Origin of the sequence: Mucilaginibacter oryzae, from assembly GCF_003148845.1 — a bacterium.
GTDB lineage: Bacteria > Bacteroidota > Bacteroidia > Sphingobacteriales > Sphingobacteriaceae > Mucilaginibacter > Mucilaginibacter oryzae.
Window position 1 is genome coordinate 49,492 of the sequence record NZ_QGHA01000006.1, and the last position, 20,743, is coordinate 70,234.

At 45.6% G+C, this 20,743-nt stretch carries 13 protein-coding genes; 2 read left to right on the top strand and 11 right to left on the bottom strand.

Annotation, left to right across the window (positions count from 1 at the left end; translation table 11 throughout):
- Positions 1–678: a LytR/AlgR family response regulator transcription factor gene (locus tag LX99_RS16480; RefSeq protein ID WP_022832853.1), complete on the top strand. Its 678-nt coding sequence runs from the start codon at positions 1–3 to the stop codon at positions 676–678.
- Positions 679–700: 22 nt separating this feature from the next.
- Here LX99_RS16480 and LX99_RS16485 read toward each other — a convergent pair whose 3' ends face one another.
- From LX99_RS16485 to LX99_RS16505, 5 genes are all read right to left on the bottom strand, one after another.
- Entirely contained in the window at positions 701–1,129 is a 429-nt protein-coding gene (locus LX99_RS16485; protein ID WP_146203146.1) for a hypothetical protein, read from the bottom strand.
- A 67-nt stretch (positions 1,130–1,196) separates the two neighbouring features.
- Positions 1,197–2,294, bottom strand: coding sequence for a YbjQ family protein (locus LX99_RS16490; protein ID WP_109608877.1), 1,098 nt, complete (start codon positions 2,292–2,294; stop codon positions 1,197–1,199).
- Positions 2,295–2,329: 35 nt separating this feature from the next.
- Positions 2,330–3,241, bottom strand: coding sequence for an alpha/beta hydrolase (locus LX99_RS16495; RefSeq protein ID WP_109608878.1), 912 nt, complete (start codon positions 3,239–3,241; stop codon positions 2,330–2,332).
- A gap of 138 nt (positions 3,242–3,379) precedes the next feature.
- Positions 3,380–4,472 (bottom strand): peptide chain release factor 2 gene (gene prfB / locus LX99_RS16500; RefSeq protein WP_109608879.1). Its coding sequence is split into 2 segments (ribosomal slippage): positions 3,380–4,411 and positions 4,413–4,472, totalling 1,092 coding nucleotides; the frame shifts between segments, so codons are not numbered across the junction.
- 105 nt (positions 4,473–4,577) lie between these two features.
- The gene (locus LX99_RS16505) at positions 4,578–5,015 is read right to left on the bottom strand and encodes a hypothetical protein (protein ID WP_109608880.1); all 438 of its coding nucleotides are present in this window, start codon (positions 5,013–5,015) and stop codon (positions 4,578–4,580) included.
- Positions 5,016–5,267: 252 nt separating this feature from the next.
- Between LX99_RS16505 and pgi the strand changes: the two genes are divergently transcribed.
- Positions 5,268–6,914 carry a glucose-6-phosphate isomerase gene (gene pgi / locus LX99_RS16510; protein ID WP_109608881.1) on the top strand — a complete coding sequence of 549 codons (1,647 nt, stop codon included), beginning with the start codon at positions 5,268–5,270 and terminating at the stop codon, positions 6,912–6,914.
- Positions 6,915–7,018: 104 nt separating this feature from the next.
- On the opposite strand, the gene sov is transcribed toward pgi, so the two are convergent.
- The 6 genes from sov to gatA all read right to left on the bottom strand — a co-directional run bounded on the left by sov (position 7,019) and on the right by gatA (position 20,642).
- Positions 7,019–13,984: a T9SS outer membrane translocon Sov/SprA gene (gene sov, locus LX99_RS16515; protein ID WP_109609046.1), complete on the bottom strand. Its 6,966-nt coding sequence runs from the start codon at positions 13,982–13,984 to the stop codon at positions 7,019–7,021.
- An 89-nt stretch (positions 13,985–14,073) separates the two neighbouring features.
- The gene (gene ruvA / locus LX99_RS16520) at positions 14,074–14,658 is read right to left on the bottom strand and encodes a Holliday junction branch migration protein RuvA (protein WP_109608882.1); all 585 of its coding nucleotides are present in this window, start codon (positions 14,656–14,658) and stop codon (positions 14,074–14,076) included.
- A 330-nt stretch (positions 14,659–14,988) separates the two neighbouring features.
- On the bottom strand, positions 14,989–17,265 hold the full coding sequence (locus LX99_RS16525; protein ID WP_109609047.1) for an NADP-dependent malic enzyme: 2,277 nt from the start codon (positions 17,263–17,265) through the stop codon (positions 14,989–14,991).
- Positions 17,266–17,412: 147 nt separating this feature from the next.
- On the bottom strand, positions 17,413–17,781 hold the full coding sequence (locus tag LX99_RS16530; RefSeq protein ID WP_109608883.1) for an iron chaperone: 369 nt from the start codon (positions 17,779–17,781) through the stop codon (positions 17,413–17,415).
- Positions 17,782–17,891: 110 nt separating this feature from the next.
- Positions 17,892–19,151, bottom strand: a complete 1,260-nt coding sequence (locus LX99_RS16535) for a lytic transglycosylase domain-containing protein (RefSeq protein WP_109608884.1) — start codon at positions 19,149–19,151, stop codon at positions 17,892–17,894.
- 66 nt (positions 19,152–19,217) lie between these two features.
- Positions 19,218–20,642, bottom strand: a complete 1,425-nt coding sequence (gatA, locus tag LX99_RS16540; protein WP_109608885.1) for an Asp-tRNA(Asn)/Glu-tRNA(Gln) amidotransferase subunit GatA — start codon at positions 20,640–20,642, stop codon at positions 19,218–19,220.
- Between the last annotated feature and the right edge of the window lie 101 nt (positions 20,643–20,743).

A 20,743-nucleotide genomic window follows, 5' to 3' on the forward strand; every position in this document is an offset into this window, starting at 1 on the left:
TTGATAACAGCCATTGCCATTGATGATGAGCCCATAGCGCTCGATGTGGTACGCTCGCACGCTGCCAAAGTACCTTTTATTGATTTGAAAGCCGAATTTACCGATGCTTTCAAAGCGATGGAGTACCTGCAGCGGCAACCTGTTGATCTGCTGTTTTTAGATATCAAGATGCCCGATATTTCGGGCATTGATCTTTTAACATGCCTCAATAAAAAGCCGCTGGTAATTTTTACCACAGCCTATTCCGAGCATGCGGTAACCAGTTTCGAGCTCGACGCGGTTGATTACCTGCTGAAGCCCTTCGCGCTTACCCGTTTTATAAAAGCATGCAACAAAGCCTACGAGCTGTACAACTTCAGGAATACGGCCGAGGTTAAGGATTACATTTTTTTGAAAACAGGCTACGAGCAGGTAAGGGTTAATTTCGATGAGATTTGCCACCTCGAAGCCACCGGCAACTACGTTAATTTTATTTTGAAGGATAATACGGTAGTTACCCGGATGACCATCACCGAGGTTGAAGCCTTACTGCCCGCCGATAAGTTTGTGCGCATTCATCGGTCATTCATCGCGGCGGTTAACAAAGTGGATAAAATAGAACGGCACCAGGTAACTGTTAACGGATTTGTATTGCCTGTGGGCGGGGCCTATATGCAAAACCTGGGGATGATCAAGTAGTTTATACCTCCTTGTTTCCCGCTTACTCCACCACCAGCTTTTTCAAGCTAATACCCACTGTAGCGGTTTTCTTTCTCGTACCGGTGCCATAGCTGAAAGCTATCTTATACATCTTTTTCGATTTGACCCAGTTGGTAAACTTCGGATCGCAAACAGGGTTGAGTTTAAAAACGCGCTGCTCGGGTTCTGCTTTATTTACCTCCGATACCGCTACATAAACGGATGCGGCATTTTTACAATCAGCAGGCGCATCCGGGTCTCCCTGCCGGTCGGCCACCAGGTATACGGCTATGTTAAGCGTTTTATGATCGGAGTAAACGTATCGTTTTTGGAAGTTATTTAAAACGTAGATAAGGTCATTGTTAGCTACGTTTTTATAATTGATGGATTGGGCAATAGCGTTAAAACCGGTTGATAAGATGAGTAATGCTAAAAAAAGTTTCTTCCACATAACTGATGTTCCTGTTGTAAATAATGCTTTTTTCTCAACAACAAAAATCATCAGTGTGTTTTTACCTTCAAAAATTATTACTTATGAAATGTGATATCAGTTCAATTTTCTGATCAATAACGCTCAATGCATTTCCAATAACCGGATCGCCTTCTTTAAGTCCATAAATATCTTTATTGCATTTACCACAACGCTCACCAATATCAGCCGATCCGCCGCATGCGCAAACCCATATGTCTTTTTCTTTTGATGAAAGCAGTTGCTTTTTTGTGGTACGGGAACCGCGCTCAGGGAACTTTTGCATAATAAGCTCTTTTATGCGCCCAAAGTCAGAAACGTCCTCCCGATCATAAAAAGACTTATCGCAGCCTACAAAGCGCACAACTTTCTTTTGCTTTTCAAAATCGCCATTAATTAACACGTTTTGTATCAGCTTTAAATCCAGCACACGCAATTCATGAATTATCTGGGTTAACTCTCTGGCAATTTTAGGATCGGCCTCATTAAATATTGCGTTATAAAGCAGTTCCTGAATCTTCTCTTCAGGAAATTGGCTAAGATAACTTATTACCCGCTTCAAAAATTCTTTAGCCAAATCCAATTGCAAATTGGCTATCAACATTTTGTACTTTTTTATCAATAAAGGTAAAGCTTCCTCTACCAGGTTATCACTTATAAAATTCCAGGTTTCATCATCAACATCCGCAGATTCGATTGCCATCTGCCTTAATACCTGGTACTTTTTTTTAAGGATATTGATCTTCTCCACACTTACAACGTCAAGCTGCAAGTCGGTATTCACAACAGGTACTGCCCGGTTTATATTTTCAAAAACCGCGGCAGTACCTACAGCGGTTATCATAAACATTGCCTTATTTTTCCCGGAAATTTCATCAATATCAACCTTCAATCCCAATACACAATTGGCACCTATTTCAAAGGCGGCTACTTTTAAACGCTCAATGGCTTCATCATAAATAGATGATAACTGGCGCTGATAAGCCCCGGACCTGCCTCCAAAAAAATCAGATAAGGAAGCAGCGAAATCAGTAAAAATATTTGTCCCTGCAACTACATGCGCCGAAACAGGTTTCAAATAGGTAGTAACTTTGTGATTGTCCAGGCCAGATGTTGTAACAACCAGCACTTGTTTAGGTAATAACATTCTTTCAGTTTAAAAATCGGGATTTATTTAAAGGATTATTTGCCGCTTAAAAAGCCGTTCTCTTCCAGCCATGAAACAGCCCAATCAAACCATTTGCCTTTATTTTTGGGATTGTTCATGCCAAAGCCATGGCCACCCTCCTGGAAAAGGTGCATCTCTGCCTTCACTTTATTTTTCAGCAGGGCATCATAAAACAACAAACTGTTTTGCACCGGAACCACGTTATCGTCCTGGGCATGTATCAAAAACGTGGGCGGCGTGTTGGCAGTTACCTGTTTTTCGTTCGAGTACAGGTCAACCTGCGCTGCAGAAGGTGTTTTCCCTATCAGGTTTTCCTTCGAGCCAAGGTGGGTATATTCACCGAAAGATATCACCGGGTAAATCAGCATCATAAAATCAGGGCGAACACTGATATTACCGCTGTCTTCAATAACCGGTTTATCAAAATGCGTTCCTTCGGTAGAGGCCAGGTGCCCCCCTGCCGAAAAACCGATGATCCCTATTTTTGATGGATTAATGCCCCATTGAGCGGCATTTTTACGAACAGTATAAACAGCCATCTGCGCATCCTGCAACGGGCCGATTGATCTGTCAGTCATGATCTCGTCGCTCGGCAAACGGTATTTTAATAAGAAAGCCGTTACGCCGATATCCGCAAACGCTTTGGCAACCGCCCTGCCTTCATGTTCCGAGGCCAAACCAGCGTATCCTCCGCCGGGGCAAACAACTATCGCCGCGCCGTTGGCTTTCCCTTTTTCAGGAAGATATGGCGTTAAGGTTGGTTCGGTAACCATGGTGGTCCAACCCTTGTCAGATTTTTCAATATAAGATGCCGGGGCTTTTTTTGAATTAGGTACGCCCTGGAGATAAAGCGGCATAGGTTTTTCCTGTGCAATAACAGTAAGCGTAGTGAACATTACAACAAGGGATGATAAAATGTATTTCATAATGGCAAGGCAAATTGGTTATATCTAAAGTACAATTAATCTGCTTAAAACAAAAAACGGAGCATCATTTATGATAACTCCGTTTTTGTTTTCGGGCAATCGCAGTTGCTTTGTCCGTCGCTGCCGTGTTGCCGTTTTTTAGCTCTTCGGCCCGCCAAATTCCATCAGGTAGGCTTTCAGGAAATCGTCCAGATCACCGTCAAGCACTGCGGCGGCGTTTGAGGTTTCATGGTCGGTACGTAAATCCTTCACCAGCTTATACGGGTGCAAAACATAGTTCCGAATTTGCGATCCCCATTCAATTTTCTTTTTATTCCCTTCGATGGCGTTGGTCAACTCCATACGCTTGCGCATCTCAATTTCATATAACTGCGATTTAAGCAGGCGGATGGCGTTATCCTTATTCTGTAACTGCGAGCGTGATTCCTGGTTTTTTATAATGATGCCCGATGGTTTGTGATACAAACGCACGGCGGTTTCCACCTTGTTCACGTTCTGTCCGCCGGCACCACCCGAGCGGAAGGTTTCAAACTCAATATCGGCCGGGTTCACTTCTATCTCAATAGTATCGTCAACCAGGGGGTAAACATACACCGAAGCGAAAGAAGTATGGCGTTTGGCGTTGGCATCAAACGGCGATACGCGCACCAGGCGGTGTACACCGTTTTCGCCTTTTAAGTAACCATAGGCAAATTCGCCCTCCAGCTGCAATGTTACTGTTTTTACACCGGCAACGTCGCCTTCCTGGTAATCCTGCTCGGTAACCTTGTAGCCGTTTTTTTCGCCCCACATAATATACATACGCATCAGCATCCCTGCCCAGTCGCAGCTTTCGGTACCGCCGGCGCCGGCAGTAATCTGGAGTACTGCGTTCAGCTGGTCTTCCTCGGCCGAGAGCATATTTTTAAACTCAAGCTCTTCAACCGCTTTCAGGGCAGCGTTAAACTGCTCCTGCATTTCGGCTTCGCTGGCATCGCCGCCCTGGTAAAATTCAAACATCACCACGGCGTCGTCAACAACCGAAGCAACTTTTTGAAAAGCGTCTGTCCAAACTTTTTTCAGCTTGATAGATGCCAACACTTTCTCAGCTTCTTTGGGATGATCCCAAAAATGCGGACCGATAGTTACTTCCTGTTCTTCGTGTAATAATTCAAGCTTCTTATCAATGTCAAAGATGCCTCCTCAGGGAAGTTACTCTATCCCTTAAATCCTGAACCTGTTCTTTAGTCATGCAGCAAATATATATAATTTGAAAATCGCCCTAAATAAAAAAAACCTGCCTGATGTTCAATAATCGGCAGGTCCTTCCGGCGGGCGGATATAATACTATAAATTGTTAAGCAACCATCAGGTTCTTTACAAGCGGGTTTAAATCTGTGCGGTTACCATTTAATTTGGTTAACAAAGTTCCCAGGGCAAACTCTTTGGCCTCACCGCTTTTGGTTTCCTTTACCAGCTCATTCATTACCTTAGGGATCAAAGCCTTTGCAGCCGATAAAGCGTTAGCCGGATCAATACTGTAAAAATTATTAAGCTTATTGGCAAAACTGTTAGTTATGCTTGATACCAATGAATTGTTGTAATTACCCGAAAACTGAAAATACCTGATCAATTCCTTTACCTTACCACTCTCTAACTGGCCCTTTAAAACTTCAATGATAGAGCTTGAAGCTTCATTGATCACCGCTTCGTGATGTTTTGCGGGGATAACCGGGTTGTTGATAACAGCCGTCCCGGCGTTATCTTTCACAAGCAAAAACAGTTTTTCAAACATAGCACACTTGTTTTTAAAGTAAATTGACAAATTGATGATAAACCAACCGTTTGATTATCATTGATACAAATATGATAAATAAAAATTTTTAAATCCTAAACTATTTTGTAATTTCTTTGTAATTCTCATAATTTACAAGTGTAAAACAAACACTATCCATACGGTGTTTAATAAACACTATGCCATACAATTATTTTATTTAACAACCACCTTACAATTAACTTTTTACTTTTGTTAAAAAACAACACAATTATGCTGCCAACTACCGATTTTACAACAACCCAGGCGTATAAATACCTTACAGATCATTACATCGATATCGTATCAAAAAGCCTTAAAGAATTATTTGATACTGATGATCAGCGATTTAATAAATTCTCGATCCAGTTTGAAGATATCCTGCTTGATTATTCAAAAAACCGCATTGACGATGAAACCCTTGCTTTGCTGATCCAGCTGGCCAAAGAGTGTTCATTAAAAGAGGCTATCGAAGCCATGTACAGCGGCGAAAAGATCAATGTAACTGAAGGCAGGCCGGTGTTGCATATTGCTTTACGTAACCGCAGCAATACGCCAATTTATGTTGATGGCAAAGATGTAATGCCTGATGTGAACAGGGTGCTCGACCAGATGAAAGCCTTTAGCGAGGCCATCATCAGCGGCGAATGGAAAGGATATACAGGCAAAGCCATTACTGATGTGGTAAACATTGGCATAGGTGGTTCTGATTTAGGCCCCGTAATGGTTACCGAAGCATTAAAAGCTTATAAAAATCATTTGAACCTCCACTTTGTAAGTAACGTGGATGGCACCCATATTGTTGAAACCCTGAAAGCGGTTAACCCCGAAACCACCTTATTCCTGGTGGCTTCAAAAACTTTCACCACGCAGGAAACCATGGGCAACGCCCACAGCGCCCGCGATTGGTTCCTGGCCGGCGGCGCTACCGAAGCCGATGTAGCTAAACACTTCGCTGCCCTGTCAACCAATGCTGCCGCGGTTGAAAAATTTGGTATCGATACCAAAAACATGTTTGAATTTTGGGATTGGGTAGGCGGTCGTTATTCTTTGTGGAGCGCCATCGGCTTATCTATAGCCCTGAGCATTGGTTTTGAAAACTTTACCGATCTGCTTGCCGGTGCGCACGCTACCGACAACCACTTTAAAACTGCCGACTTTGACCAGAATATCCCGGTTATTATGGGCTTGCTGGGTATCTGGTATAACAACTTCTTCGAGGCTGAAACCAATGTGATCCTGCCTTACGATCAGTACCTGCACCGTTTTTCGGCGTATTTCCAGCAGGGGGATATGGAAAGCAATGGCAAACATGTTGATCGTAACGGTAAAGAAGTTGATTATTCAACCGGTCCGATTATCTGGGGCGAACCCGGCACTAACGGTCAGCACGCGTTTTACCAGTTAATTCACCAGGGCACCAAACTCATCCCTGCAGACTTTATCGCTCCGGCACAATCGCACAATCCGCTGGGCGAGCACCATAACATGCTGCTGTCAAACTTTTTTGCGCAAACTGAAGCTTTGATGAACGGCAAAACCGAAGAGGAAGTAATTGAAGAATTGAAAGCAGCCGGTAAATCAGACGAGGAAATTGCTAAAATAGCTCCTTTCAAAGTGTTTGAAGGTAACCGTCCAACCAACTCGTTCCTGCTTAAAAAAATCACGCCTTATACATTAGGTGCACTCATTGCCATGTACGAGCACAAAATATTTACCCAGGGTATTATCTGGAACATATACAGCTTTGACCAGTGGGGTGTTGAGCTTGGCAAGCAGCTGGCCGGCAAAATCCTTCCGGAGTTGAAAGACGACGCGGAAGTTTCAAGCCATGATTCATCAACCAATGGTTTGATAAATCAATATAAAGCCTGGAGGTAAGCTCCGGGGCCTCTCCTGAACAGGATGATGTATTACTAAAAGCAAAATGCCCGGAAAAACCGGGCATTTTGCTTTTAGGTGAGAATGATGTTTCCTGCCGTTCATTATTGCAACAGCAGCTTTAAGTTGATCCCGAAATTGGTAAATGATGTATTGAAAGTTTGCGAGGTATACGGCTTGGTCAGGTTCGAATCATAAAACAGGTTGAGGTTAAAACGCTGGTTGATCACATAATCAATAGATGGGCGAACGGTAATATTCTGTGCGCCGGATGAAATTTCGGCCGATTGGATATCGGCACGGTAAATCAGCGTTTTATTATCTCGTAATGAAAAGTCGAGCTTAAAGTTTACATCTTTATGCTGAAAGCCCTCAAACCAGCCAAAAGGAAAGTGGAAATCCCGGGTATGGTAACCAAAGCCCAATACAATGATCTTTTCGTTTTGCTGGGCCAGCTGGCTGTTCAGCAGGCTCAGGCTCAGCGCGCGGCTCTGGCGGTATTCGGCGTTTGCGGTCATGCTGTTTTTAAAGCGCATGCTGGCGCCAATTAAAGGCACAAACTGTTCAAAAATAGTTACCTGCGAAAACTGGTACAGCGGTAAAAAGTCGTTATTTAAATCGCGGGCGCTTGAGGCACCGTTCTCTTCGCGGTATTGCAATAACGAGGTATAACCGGTTACGTTGTAAGCCGAGCGGTAACCATGGCTCAGATCAAACGAATCAAAAACATCCTGAAACCACGAAATTTTACTTAAACCATTGTAGGTAACCTGCCAGTTGGGGATGGGGATCTTGGGAAATTGCGACAGGTTACTGCCCGACGGACTTTTACCGGTGTAAGCCGCCAGGAAAGCCGGCACCAGTACGTTTTGCGAATTCGGCCCATAGCCATCGGCATACCCGTCGGCGCTCCCTGATGAGTTAGGGTTTGTTCGACCTAATTTTTGCGAGATCACGGTACGGGCATCTAAAAATTTCTGAAACGTTCCGGATACATTGGTAATGCCTTTAGCGCTTTCAAAGGCGGTACCTATGGTAAGTATGGAAACGCTGTAGTTGCCTGTTGTAACCGGGCTGAGCGTTTCGATGCTATTACTTGAAGGAAGATATTTAAAATTGGCCTGGTAGTTATGATCCTGCGTTTTAAAGGCGGTAAGCTCAATCCTTAAATCTTTAAACGGCTCAATAACACCGCGGAAGTGCATATCCTCGTTAGAGGTAGTGGTGTACAACTGGTTTTGCAGCGTATCTTTACTGATCCAGCCATTGGCCACGGCCTTGGCCCTGATATCGGCCTGGCTCCCCAGTAAAAAGCCTAAGCCAGGCGCACCGCCGCTCGAACCAAAAAAGCCCGATTGCGGCAAATAACCCGGTATAAACGTGCCTTGCGTATGCGTATAGGTAGCGCTCAGGTTTTTAACGCTGGTTAAAAGGCCAATCAACACATTGGGCTTTTTATTGGGATTATTGGCCTTGCGTATAAACGGAAATTTATTGTACAGGGAGGTAAGGTTAAGCGTTGGGTTAAGCTGGATAGCCCGCGAGTTTTGAATGCTGTTACCCACATCATAACCTGGGTTGTTAATAGCAAACAGCGGCTGTGTTTGCCAGTTAAAGTGTGTGCTGTAGCGGGCAATGGCCGATACCCAATCCAACCCCGGTATTTTATTAACAGGTACTGTGTAGTTAAAGTTAATGGTGTGGTTGTAATTGGTGGTACGGCCCAGCTTTTTCAGGTTATCCCAAAGGGTGTCGCGCTTTAAACCGTTAATACGGCCAGCCGGCTCATCCACTACCGCCAGGTTGGTAGCATCGATATCCATCTGCAAGGATTTGCTTAAATTCCAGCCGATACCGTAAACCCGGGTTATGTTAAAGTACTTGTTGAAGGTGGTTGTTGGTACCGGGATAAAGTTATTCGGATCGTTATCGCGGAGTGTGTTTTCGGAGTAAAAACGATCAAAGTTGATACTGAAATTTAACCGCGACGGCAGCAAGCTAAAATTAAAGTCCCTCAATAAGGCCAGCGTATTTTTTTTGATGATTTTGGCAAAGGGGCTGTAATATTTAGGTTGATTGGTATAGTTATACGCCAGCATTAAGTTATAAGTTTTCTCGATATCGTTCTGGGTTACAAAATCGTGGTGGTTATACTCGGTATAAGCGTAGCTGGCGTTAAAGTTTTCAATATCCCATATATGGTTTAAGGCATTGGTATTGGTACGGGCCTTACGCACGTTGGTAAAATTGATGCTTTTACGCATGGTAATATCAAGGGCGGCATTCCTGATCGAATCGCGCTCTTTAGTGCTTGTAGCCGCGGCCAGCGATGACTTCAGCTCTATATCAGGCGCGCCGGGATCATACTGCGGCATGCTGCGCTGTTTGGATACATTGATATAAGCAGGGATGTGAATGCCGCTTTTATCAGGAAAAAACTTACCAAGCTCCACATTGGCCGATACATCATAGGTTTGGTCGTCGCTCTGGCTCCTGTCGTTCAACCTCGAATCCAGGGTACCAAAACCTACGGTCGTTTTACTGCCAGATACGGTTACATCGGCAAAGTCGGCAAGTTTGGCATCTATTCTTGCAGTAGCCGCCCAGCCGCCGCGCTGGTCAAAGTCGGTCAGGCGCAACTCGTCAAACCAAACCGTGCCCGATTTATCCAACCCGTCATCAGCTATCACGCTGCTGCCTTTGTAAGGGTTGCGTACGCCCAGCATAATGGTACGCAGGCGACTTAAATCGGGCTGGCCTTTGATATATACCGTTTTATCCCCCTCAACATATTTAAACAATGTATTGTAAGCCACGTTCGAGTGGTTGCGGGCAAGCTTGGCGCGGATCAGCAGGTCGAGTTCCAGGTCCATCTGGTTGGCATCCGGCCAGATCGCCTGCGGATCGCTTGTGCCGGGCTGCGTAATTTTTAAAGGCAGTTCATATTCGTAGTAGTTATCCTGGTAGTCAACGCCTAAACGGATAAATGCGTTCAGGTCGTTATCTTTCAAATAATCGCCTTCAGCATGGATAAACATCTGCATCCGTTTATAACGGCGTAAATCATTATAAAACGTACGGAAAGCCGCCCGCGAGTAACCATCGCGCAGGTTTTTAATATTCAGCGACAAAGATTGCTCATTGAGCTTGGTATTGGTTTGCAGGTTGTTATAATTACGCTGGCGGTTAATACCCGGCGGTACCACGTAAGGCACAGGTGTGCGGTTACCGTTTTCCTCAATATTTACCGCCTGCACATCAATGGTGGAGTTATCGGCCGGTGGATTTTTAATAGCCGGATCGGCAATCACATTCAGCGGGTTTTTCTCGTTATTAAAAGCGCGCCATTCGCCGCGTACCAGTTCAAGCGCCGCGAAGCGGAGCACGGCCGTATCGGCAAAGTTGGTCATAAACATCCGCATAAAACGGATGGCCTTAAAATCCTGAATATTGCCAACTTTGCTTTGATAATCGGTAATCGGGATCCTGAACTGGTACCAGTTAACCGCCTGCGTGGTACCATTGGGCAGTTTTACCTGCGCGGTAACCTTATCGCTGATATAATTCTGGCCAACCACCAGATCCGCCGGGCGCATAGATACTTTATATTGAAAGTACGAATCTTCCTGGCTCATGTTGTTATCCCTGTTGATGTCTTCGCCATCGGGCAGCGAAGTTGATGCCGAGTTTTGCAAGCCAAGCTCGGCCTGAGATTGCTGCGCGGTTTTGGAGTTACCATCGGTGCCGTTGTACCTGCTGTACCTGTCAAGGATACCGGCACGGGCCTGGTCAAGCGCAGGGCCCTGGTAGTACTGGTAATCGTCAGACGATGGGTCGGCCGCAAGGTTAGCGGCGGCCTGCGCGTTCAACTGCCCCTGTAGCTGTTGTACTACGGGTGCGAACTTGGTTTTCTCATCCTGGTCGTTCAAACCATCCAGCCCCACGTCCTGCAGTTTACGGGCATCCGGATTGTTATCAAAAGCGTTAATAACCGGCTGCAGTTTTGATACCCGGCCCCAGTTGGTTTCATCAACCTTGGTCAGGTCGCCGTCAACCGGCAGGGCATTTTCCAGGCTCTTGCGGCCATCCTTTAAAATATCTTCAGATAGCGAACCCAGGTTAAAGTACAAATCCCCTCCCGCCGAGTTCGGCTTGTAGATAAAAGGGTCAAGCACCCAAAATTCAATGTACGATACGTTGAGCGATTCAAAATCATTGGTTTCCAGCTTTCTGAACATACCGCCCCAGCGGTTTTTAGGGTTTTGCAGCGTACCATCAGGGTTAATGCCGGTGGTAGCGTAGTTATAAGGCCCGCGGATGGTTGGATAAAAGGCCATATTTAAAGTAGCCAGGCTTAAGGGCTGCCCGGTGGCCGATTGCTTGTACGGGAAAACTTCCTGCTCAATAACCTGCCTTACGTAATGGTTTGAAAGTTCGCTCCGGGTTATAGGTATCGAGCCTGTGTTGGTGTAAAATATCGGGTCGATATTGTAAAAGGCCAGCCTTGCGCGGTTGTAGCCATAGCTGAGGTCATCAAACAAACCCGACTCGGAAAAAAGCTGCGGCGTACCCGAAATTTGCCAGGCATTAGCGCTTTTTAAATCGATAACCGACTGGCTGTTTTCAAAATCATCGAGGTAGGAAGTGCCGTTTTTCGATCCCGCGAAATTGAGCGCGCCTGGGCTGCCTGGCATCAGCCTGGCAAACTCGCCATAAAAATTGATGGATGAAGGAACTTTGGTATGAATACCCGGAATTTTATCAACCAGGCGGGTTAAAAACCTTGAGTTGGAGCTATAGTTTGCATCAAAGCCCCAAATGGTGTTCGATATTGATTCTTCGCCGGCAATTTCATTCTGGGTAATGGGTTGCTCGGTTAAGTGCATCAGGGTAGCCCCTAACTGCAGTTTATCGCTGGCGCGATAATCCAGCCGGGTTCCGTACAATGATTTTTGTTGTACGCCAAACAGTTCATTGTTTTCAAGCTTAACGGTAATAGGCTGGCCCGATGATAATAATGCCTGGTTAAGGATCCTGATACGGCCGGCGTTGTAATCAACCGTATAGTCATTCCCCTCCTGCAGTTTAACCGTACCGGCGGTAACCACTACCGATCCCTGCGGAATGTTCACCGCGTTAAGCTGGTACTCCGAACCGCCTGTTGATGTGTACGTACCTTTAATTACGTAGCGGTTAAGCGCCGGGAAGTATTGCTGGGCGATGGTTTTGGTAGAATCGTACAGGGGCTGGTAAACGTAGCGTTTGGCCAGGTCGGCCTCGCCCGCTGTAAATTTGGATGCCAGGTCAGAGCCGAAAGGCTCAACCGTTGGGAACGAAATGCGCCCGTTTTGCGAATCGATGGTGATCCCCTCCAAAAAGTCGAAATAACCATCCGGCTTTTTATCACCCTGCTGGTTCAGGTTATCCAAACCCGATACCTGCAGCCACAGTTTGCCTTTAAGGTTCTGTCCGTCTTCCATCACGGTTTTTTCAATGCCAGATTTATCGTCGAGGCGGGTAACGGTGAGTTTAAAGTTGGATGGCGAGATCTGGAAGGCCCCAAGGGAATAGATATTTTTCATCATCAGGTCCCACTGCGGCAAATTCGTTTTTAACAATTCACCTTTCAGCAATTTTACATACAGCATTTTAGGCGTAACCGGATCAACCGCTACATCGCTGCTAAACTCACCAACCTGGTACTGTACACCGTTAACCGTGTATTGGTAGGCTACGGCCAGCACCTCGTCATTATTTAAAGGATAATTCAGGGAGATATAACCCAGCTGCGGGTGCAGGGTAAACTCCTTATCGGTAAGCTTACGGGCGTAAGTGAGTTTTGAATAGTTATCGGTACTGCCCGAGCCCTGGAAAAAGCTGGCTATAGCGTTGGAGTTGGTTTGCTTTGGGTTGCCCGGCAAAGCGCCTATGGTAGCCAACAGGTTGTTTGACTGCTGTGTAAAACCCTGCCCGCTAAAACCGGCCGGCAAACCGCTGAAACCTGCACCGCCCCTGAAACGCGTTTTATTGTAAGGATTATTTTCGCCCAGATCGGTGAAAGCCATAATATCGCGCGAATCGGTAGTTACGTTGGTACGGTTGGTTGTCCAAACCTCAATTTTGGTGATGGTAACGTTCGAGCTGATGATGGGGATATTGGCCAGCGCCCTGTTGTAATTATTACGGAAATACTGCGCCAAAAAAAAGTGCTTGTTGGCCTCATAATCGGCCGGGGTAAGCCGGAACTCGCCCTGCTGCGAACCATTGGTAATAGTGATGGTTTTTGACTGCGAACGCTGCTGCGAAAAAATGCTGGTAACATCCAACCTGCCAAACCTAAGCTTTGTTTTAACGCCAAAAAGTGCCTGGCTGCCGGTAATCAGCGTGGTATTTAAAGGCATACTTACCGTACCGGCCTCAATTTTTTGAATAATTTCATCCGGCGAACCTGTATAATCAAGCTTGATCTGGTTTTCAAACTGGAACTGCGCGTCGGTATTGTAATTGGTAGTGACTTTTAGTTTATCACCTATATTACCGGTTACATTCAGTTGGATGCGCTGATCAAAATTAAAATTAAACTGGCTGCGCTGGCGGGTGTTAAATAAAGGGTTTTGATTTTTGTTCACCTGCCCGGCCATGATCATCTCGGCCGAGCCCTGGGGGCGGATATCGATCACCGAACTGCCAAAAATTTGCTCGAAGGTGCGGCTCCTTACCTTGATAGGCGGGATAAAGCCCGGCTGCTGCGAATCGTAAGCATAAGCATCGGCCTGTTGCTGGAAATTAATACGCCGGGTTGAACGCTGCCTTAGTTTTAAATATTGATCGAAGGTGAGGTATTGCGGCGGGCGATATAATAAATTGCCCACCCTTTCGTATAAAATATAGCGGTTGGTAACCGGGTCGTACTCAACTGTTCGCACCAAATTTGCAGGATCGGGACTAAAAATACCTTCCCTTAGCCGTGCGCTGCGCGGCGTAATGAGGTTTATAGGTGCATTGGTTTTAACTGTATCATTTTTGGTTGCAGGCTGGGTTTGCTGCTGTTGTGCATACGCGCTTCCCATCCCACCTAATACCACGATGAACAACACACTTATAAGAAGCTTATAAGTAAATATTTTGATCAAAAGTTTAGTCGAAATTTATTCACTAATTATAGGGTTTTTAATGCAAATTTAATAAGTTCCTCAACCGTTAATTCACCATTATTTTTCTTTATTTCCTGATCCAGTACTTTTTCGGCCGCGTTGCGTGCAAAACCCAGCATTACGAGGGCCGAAAGCGCCTCATCTTTAACCGTTGCGCTTACCGGAACCACGGTTAACGTATCCGGGCCTTCCTTCTTCAGTTTATCCTGCAACTCCAATATAATACGCTGCGCCGATTTGGGGCCTATGCCTTTAATACGCTGGATAAGCGATACATTACCATTTACAATAGCCGCCTGGATTTCGGTTGGGGTAATGGACGAAAGCATCATCCGCGCGGTGTTAGGCCCTATGCCCGAAATGGAAATTAAATGTAAGAACAAGCGCCGTTCGCCCTCGGTGGCAAATCCGTACAAGGTATGCGCGTCCTCTTTTACGTGCAACCATACAAACAGTTTGCACTTTTCATCCTCGTTTATACCCGAATAAGTATTTACCGAAATATTGATATGATAACCAATGCCGCCCGCGTCAATAACCACATACGAAGGGCTTTTAAACATCAGCCTCCCGCTAATATAATCATACATAAATTACTGCTTTGTTAAATTCTGTTAAAATAATCTGCAGGCATTGTTTTCGCGCAGCAGGAAAATATCCAAAGTTAATATTTCCCGCGGCATTGTCTGAACGCGAATTTGGGGGAATGAAGTAATTAATAGGATATCGGTCTTCTTCCCTATAGCAAGTTCATTGCATCTGATCCGGAGTTGCAAACTCCGGGCATAGCTAATTCGAAGTCGGAAATCGAACAGCGGAGTGCCTCGTTATAAAAGCAATATCGTAAGGGGCCGGGCACTAAACAACAAAGGTGCTAACATTTAAATGCCAGCACCTTTGTTAGTTAAATCTAAATAAAACTATCCTTTAGCCGCTTTTGCCTGCGCGTCGACCACGGCGATAGTAACCATATTCACAATCTCGCGCACCGAACTGCCTAACTGCAGTACATGCACGGGCTTTTTCAAGCCAAGCAATATCGGACCAACCGCTTCAGCCCCTCCTATCTCCTGCAATAATTTATAGGCAATATTGCCCGATTCCAGGTTAGGGAAAATCAAGGTATTGGCCGGTTTGCCGTTCAATGTTGAGAAAGGAAAATTATCTGCCAATAAATCGGAGTTTAAGGCGAAGTTGGCCTGCATATCACCGTCAACCACCATATCCGGGTATTTTTCATGAAGGATGGCCACCGTTTCTCTTGTTTTTTCAGGGATTTCACCTTCGTTTGATCCGAAGTTAGAGTAAGATAAAACTGCTATCCGCGGGTTAACGTTGAATTGCCTTACAGAGCGCTCCATCAAAACGGTAATATCTACCAGGTCATTAACACAGGGGTTTACGTTTACCGTGGTATCGCCAAAAAACACGGGGCCTTTAGCCGTGATCATCATATACATACCGGCTACGCGGTTAACGCCCTCTTCGGTACCTATAATTTGCAGGGCAGGTTTTACGGTAGTTACGTAATTTTTGGTTAAGCCCGAAATCAAAGCGTCGGCACGGCCAAACTGTACCATGCAGGCACCGTAATAGTTCCTGTCAATCAACAGCTTCCTGGCTTCGAACAGGGTAACGCCCCTGCGCTGGCGTTTGTTATACAGGTATTCGGCATACTCGTCTATATGTTCACAGCCTTCGCGCGGATCGATGATCTGTACATCGCCCAGATCAAGATCATTATCACGAATAATCTGTTTGATCTTATCCACATTGCCCAGTAAAATCGGGGTGGCTATACCTTCCTCTTTTACAATCTGGGCGGAGCGTAGTATTTTGTAATTATCGGCCTCGGCAAATACCACCCTTTTAGGGTCCTGTTTCGCCTTGGCGGTAAGGTTACGTAACAATTTATCGTTGGTGCCCAAACGCAGTCTTAATTCTTCGGCATAGGCGTCCCAATCGGTAATAACCTTACGGGCCACACCCGAATCAATAGCTGCTTTTGCAACCGCCATCGATACCTCGGTGATGAGCCTTTGGTCCATTGGTTTGGGTATAATATAATCCTTACCAAATTTAAGGTTGGTTAAGTTGTAGGCGAGGTTCACAGCCTCCGGCACCGGCTTTTTAGCCATTTCGGCAATAGCATGGGTGGCTGCAATCTTCATTTCCTCGTTAATGGCAGTGGCCCGTACATCCAACGCGCCCCTGAAAATATAGGGGAAACCCAATACGTTATTCACCTGGTTAGGATAATCAGACCGACCGGTTGCCATAATAATATCATCGCGTGTGCCCGCGGCCAGGTCATAATCAATTTCGGGAACTGGGTTAGCCATGGCAAAAACAATAGGTTTTTTAGCCATGGTTTTCAGCATATCCGGTGTTACCACGTTACCTGCAGAAAGACCCACGAATACGTCGGCGTTTTTCATGGCATCGGCTAATGAATGAACATCCTTACGATCGGTTGCAAACTCCATCCTGATCTCGTCGAGGTCGGTACGTTCGCGGTTCAGTACGCCGTTAATGTCAAACATCACCAGGTTTTCTTTCTTCACCCCTAACGACAGGTACATTTTTGAGCAGGAAACCGCGGCGGCACCGGCGCCATTTACCACCATTTTTATTTTATCCAGCTTTTTGCCCTGGATCTCGCAGGCATTCATCAGCGCGGCGCCTGAGATGATGGCCGTACCATGTTGGTCATCATGCATTACCGGGATGTTCATTTCGGCTTTCAGCCTGCGCTCAATTTCAAAGCAGGTTGGCGCCGAAATATCTTCGAGGTTCACCCCGCCGAAAGTTGGTTCGAGCGCTTTAACAATGTTCACAAATTCATCCACACTTTTAGCGTTCAGCTCCAGGTCGAACACGTCGATATCGGCATATATTTTAAAAAGCAGGCCCTTACCTTCCATTACCGGTTTGCTGGCTTCAGGACCGATGTTGCCCAGGCCCAAAACCGCTGTGCCATTGCTGATTACGGCTACAAGGTTGCCTTTGGCGGTATATTTATAAACATCTTCGGTGTTATCGGCGATCTTTAAACATGGCTCGGCCACACCTGGCGAGTAGGCCATGGTTAAATCGCGCTGCGAATTTGTTGGTTTGGTAGGTACAACTTGTATCTTTCCGGGACGGCCTTGCGAATGGTAATTAAGCGCATCCTGTTTACGATTGATTTTATTCATTTTTTTCAAATTGAAGCGCCCAAAATTACAATTCTTTTTATGCACCATGCATAAAAAAGCCCCTTTTTACAATTATGATAAAAAGAGGTTAAAATACGGTTAGTGTTTTGCAAAGATTGGGTTAAAAGAATGAAATATGCCTCAGCATCATTTTTTCTTCTTCGTTTTTTCCAAATTTTTCTGCACCCTGAACTTTACTATTTTGGTGATCAGTTCCAAAGGCAACGGCTCATCCAGCGGAAATTGCACTGATCCCTTAGCGCCTTTATACACGGAAAGTTCGTCCTTAAACCCCTCCAATCCCTGTGGGGCCGGGTAAAAACCAATATGATTTTTGAAACCGCCAAAGTGTACCAGGTTGCCGTTCAGGATAAAAGTGGGGATGGCATATTTAATAGCTTCCACTGCATCCGGCGCGGCGGCTTTTATGGTAGCTCGCACCTGTTGAAGTTTTTGCTGAACTTCCGGGGAGAAGTCGGCAATGTATTCATCGATAGTTTCCTTTGGCTTTTGCATATTTTCTGAATCAGAATTTACAGAATTTTAGAATGCACAGAATTAAAGTCGAAACCTATTTACAGCATTCTGAAAATTTTAAAATTCTGTAAATTCTGATTCAGACAACTCTAATTCTTCGAATACCCCTCATCGTCCTGCACGTTGGCAGCCACCTCGCCTGCCGATACTTTAAGCATTGTACCTACCGGCGCACGGTTGGTTTTTAAGTGGTTCCAGGCTTTCAGGTCGGCTACTTCGCAGCCAAATTTATCAGCTATCGAAGCCAAAGTTTCACCTTTGCGTACTTTATGATGTGTGGGCATCCTGCGCTCGGTCTTGCCGGGCGTGTAAGCAGCAGCTACATATGTATTAGTGTTAGCAGCGGCGGCCGGTATTGGCGCATCTCCGCCGTTTAAAACATTATATAAAGCGGCATAATTATCTTTAGCTGTTTGCGGTAATATTAACCTGCGCGGGGTTTTGGGGCTACCATTCACTATAGCCATCCGGTACGATGGGTTCAATATCGTAATCTCCTTTAAGCTTACATTCAATGCCTGGGCCACGCTGCTTAACGGCACTATTCTTTTAACCATAACCGTATCAGTACGGATGCTGAAATTACAGGCCTGCGGTACGATGTTATGTTTGTTAAAATAGTTCATCACGTAATTCATGGCGATAAAAGCCGGAACGTAGCCCCGGGTTTCTGCCGGTAAATACTGGCGGATGCTCCAGAAATCGGTAACGCCGCCTGCCTTTTCAACAGCACGCTCCACATTGCTTTTACCGCAATTGTATGAGGCTATGGCCAGCAGCCAGTCGCCAAATTCCTGGTAAGCATCTTTTAAATAGGCAGCGGCAGCATAGCTCGACTGGATGGGGTCACGGCGATCATCAATATAATTATCCATGTTGAGGCCGTAAATTTTGGCGGTATTACCCATAAACTGCCAAAGCCCTGTGGCCCCTACCCGCGAAACGGCATTAGGGTCAAGCTTAGATTCAACTATCGAAAGGAATTTTATTTCTTCGGGGATGCCTGCCTCGCGGAAGGCTTTTTCATAAATGGGGAAGTAATATTTGGTTAAGCCTACTACCTGTCCCATTTCTTCGCGGTTGCGCATGTACAGATCAATATAGGCCTGTACGTATTCATTATAATCCAACTGGATATCCTTGCGGATCGAATCCAATCTGCGCTTATAGATCCCCCCATAGCTGCTGCCAAGCGGCAACGGCTGGTTTAGCACCGGCAAAATGGTGGTATCGGCATCAATAGTCCGGGGTTTAAATTCAATTAAACCTGAGGAAGCGGCAGGAAGTGTTTTGGCTTGTAAAATTTGCAGTGATAAAAGGCAGATGGTCAGCGTAAATAATCTCTTCATTCTTTATGGATTTGATTAATTTATTAATGCCCAAAGCATCAGCATTTTACTAAAGTAACATTTTTATTATAGTTCAAGAAAATATTTGGCAAAATCCAACAGCTGCTGTTCGCCAAAATGCTTTGTTAATAACTGTAACCCTAACGGCAAACCTTTGCTGTTATTGCCCGTAGGTACTGATATGGCCGGCACACCGGTTAACGACGCTTGTACGGTAAAAATATCAGAAAGATACATTACCACCGGGTCTTTCTCCTCGCGGCCAATATTAAAGGCAGGTTCGGGCGCGGTTGGCACTAAAATAAAATCGTATTCCGCCAATATTTCATTGGTTTTCTGCCTGATCAGGCGGCGCACCTTCTGGGCCTTGGCGTAGTAGGCATCGTAATAACCGGCACTTAGCACAAAGGTACCTGTCATAATACGGCGCTTTACCTCTTTACCAAAACCCTCAGAACGGGATTTTTTATAAGTTGATTGCAGATCGACAGCCTGCGGACTGCGATAACCGTAGTGTACCCCATCATACCGGGCCAGGTTTGATGATGCCTCGGCCATAGCCAAAATATAATAAGTAGGCACCAGGTAATCCAGCAATTCAAAAGCTATGGGGGTAACCGTATGGCCTTCTTTGCGCAGTTTTTCGATATAGGTTATCAGGTTATCTTTTACCTCGGTATCCACGCCCGGGCTTGAAATAGCTTCCTGTAAATAGGCGATCTTCTTTTTACCAGGCTTTTGGAAGTTGGTATATGATGCAGGCGGAGGCGTTTGCGATAATGTACTATCGTAATCATCCGGACCGGCAAGCACTTCCAGCAGCAGGGCTGCATCCTCAACAGATTTGGTTACAGGGCCAACCTGATCAAACGATGATGCATAGGCTATAATGCCATGCCTTGAAATGCTGCCATAAGTAGGCTTTAAACCTACCACCCCGCAAAACGCGGCTGGCTGCCTTACCGAACCACCAGTATCAGTGCCCAGCGCCGCATGGCACATACCCGCCTGCACGGCTACAGCCGAGCCGCCTGATGAGCCCCCGGATACGCGGGTTTCATCAGCAAAGTTTTTTACCGGGCCAAAGTACGATGACTCGTTGGTGGCCCCCATGGCAAACTCATCGCAGTTGCAACGGCCTATAATCACCGCGTCTTCGGCCAGCAGGCGTTCAACCACGGTTGATGAAAAGATGGATTTGAAACCGGTTAGTATTTTTGATGAGGCGGTAACCTCATGGCCCTTATAGCAGATGTTATCCTTAATACCGATAACCATACCGGCCAGTTTACCGGCGGTGCTATTTTTTATTTTATTGTCAACTTTTTTCGCAGCAATCAGCGCCTCATCTGCAAACACCTCGTTAAAAGCGTTTAAATGAGCGTATTTTTCAATTTGAGCCAGGTAATCTTCTACAAGACCCTCAACAGTAATTTCTGCACGTTGCAACCCACTCTTTATTTCGGTCAAAGTGGAATAAGTAATAGCCATGGGGCTAAAATAAAAAACTTATCCGTTGAAATAAGAAATAAATCAACAGATAAGTTCATATAGTAAGTAAAAGCGGCTGTAAAACCTAATCCCCGTCAGGG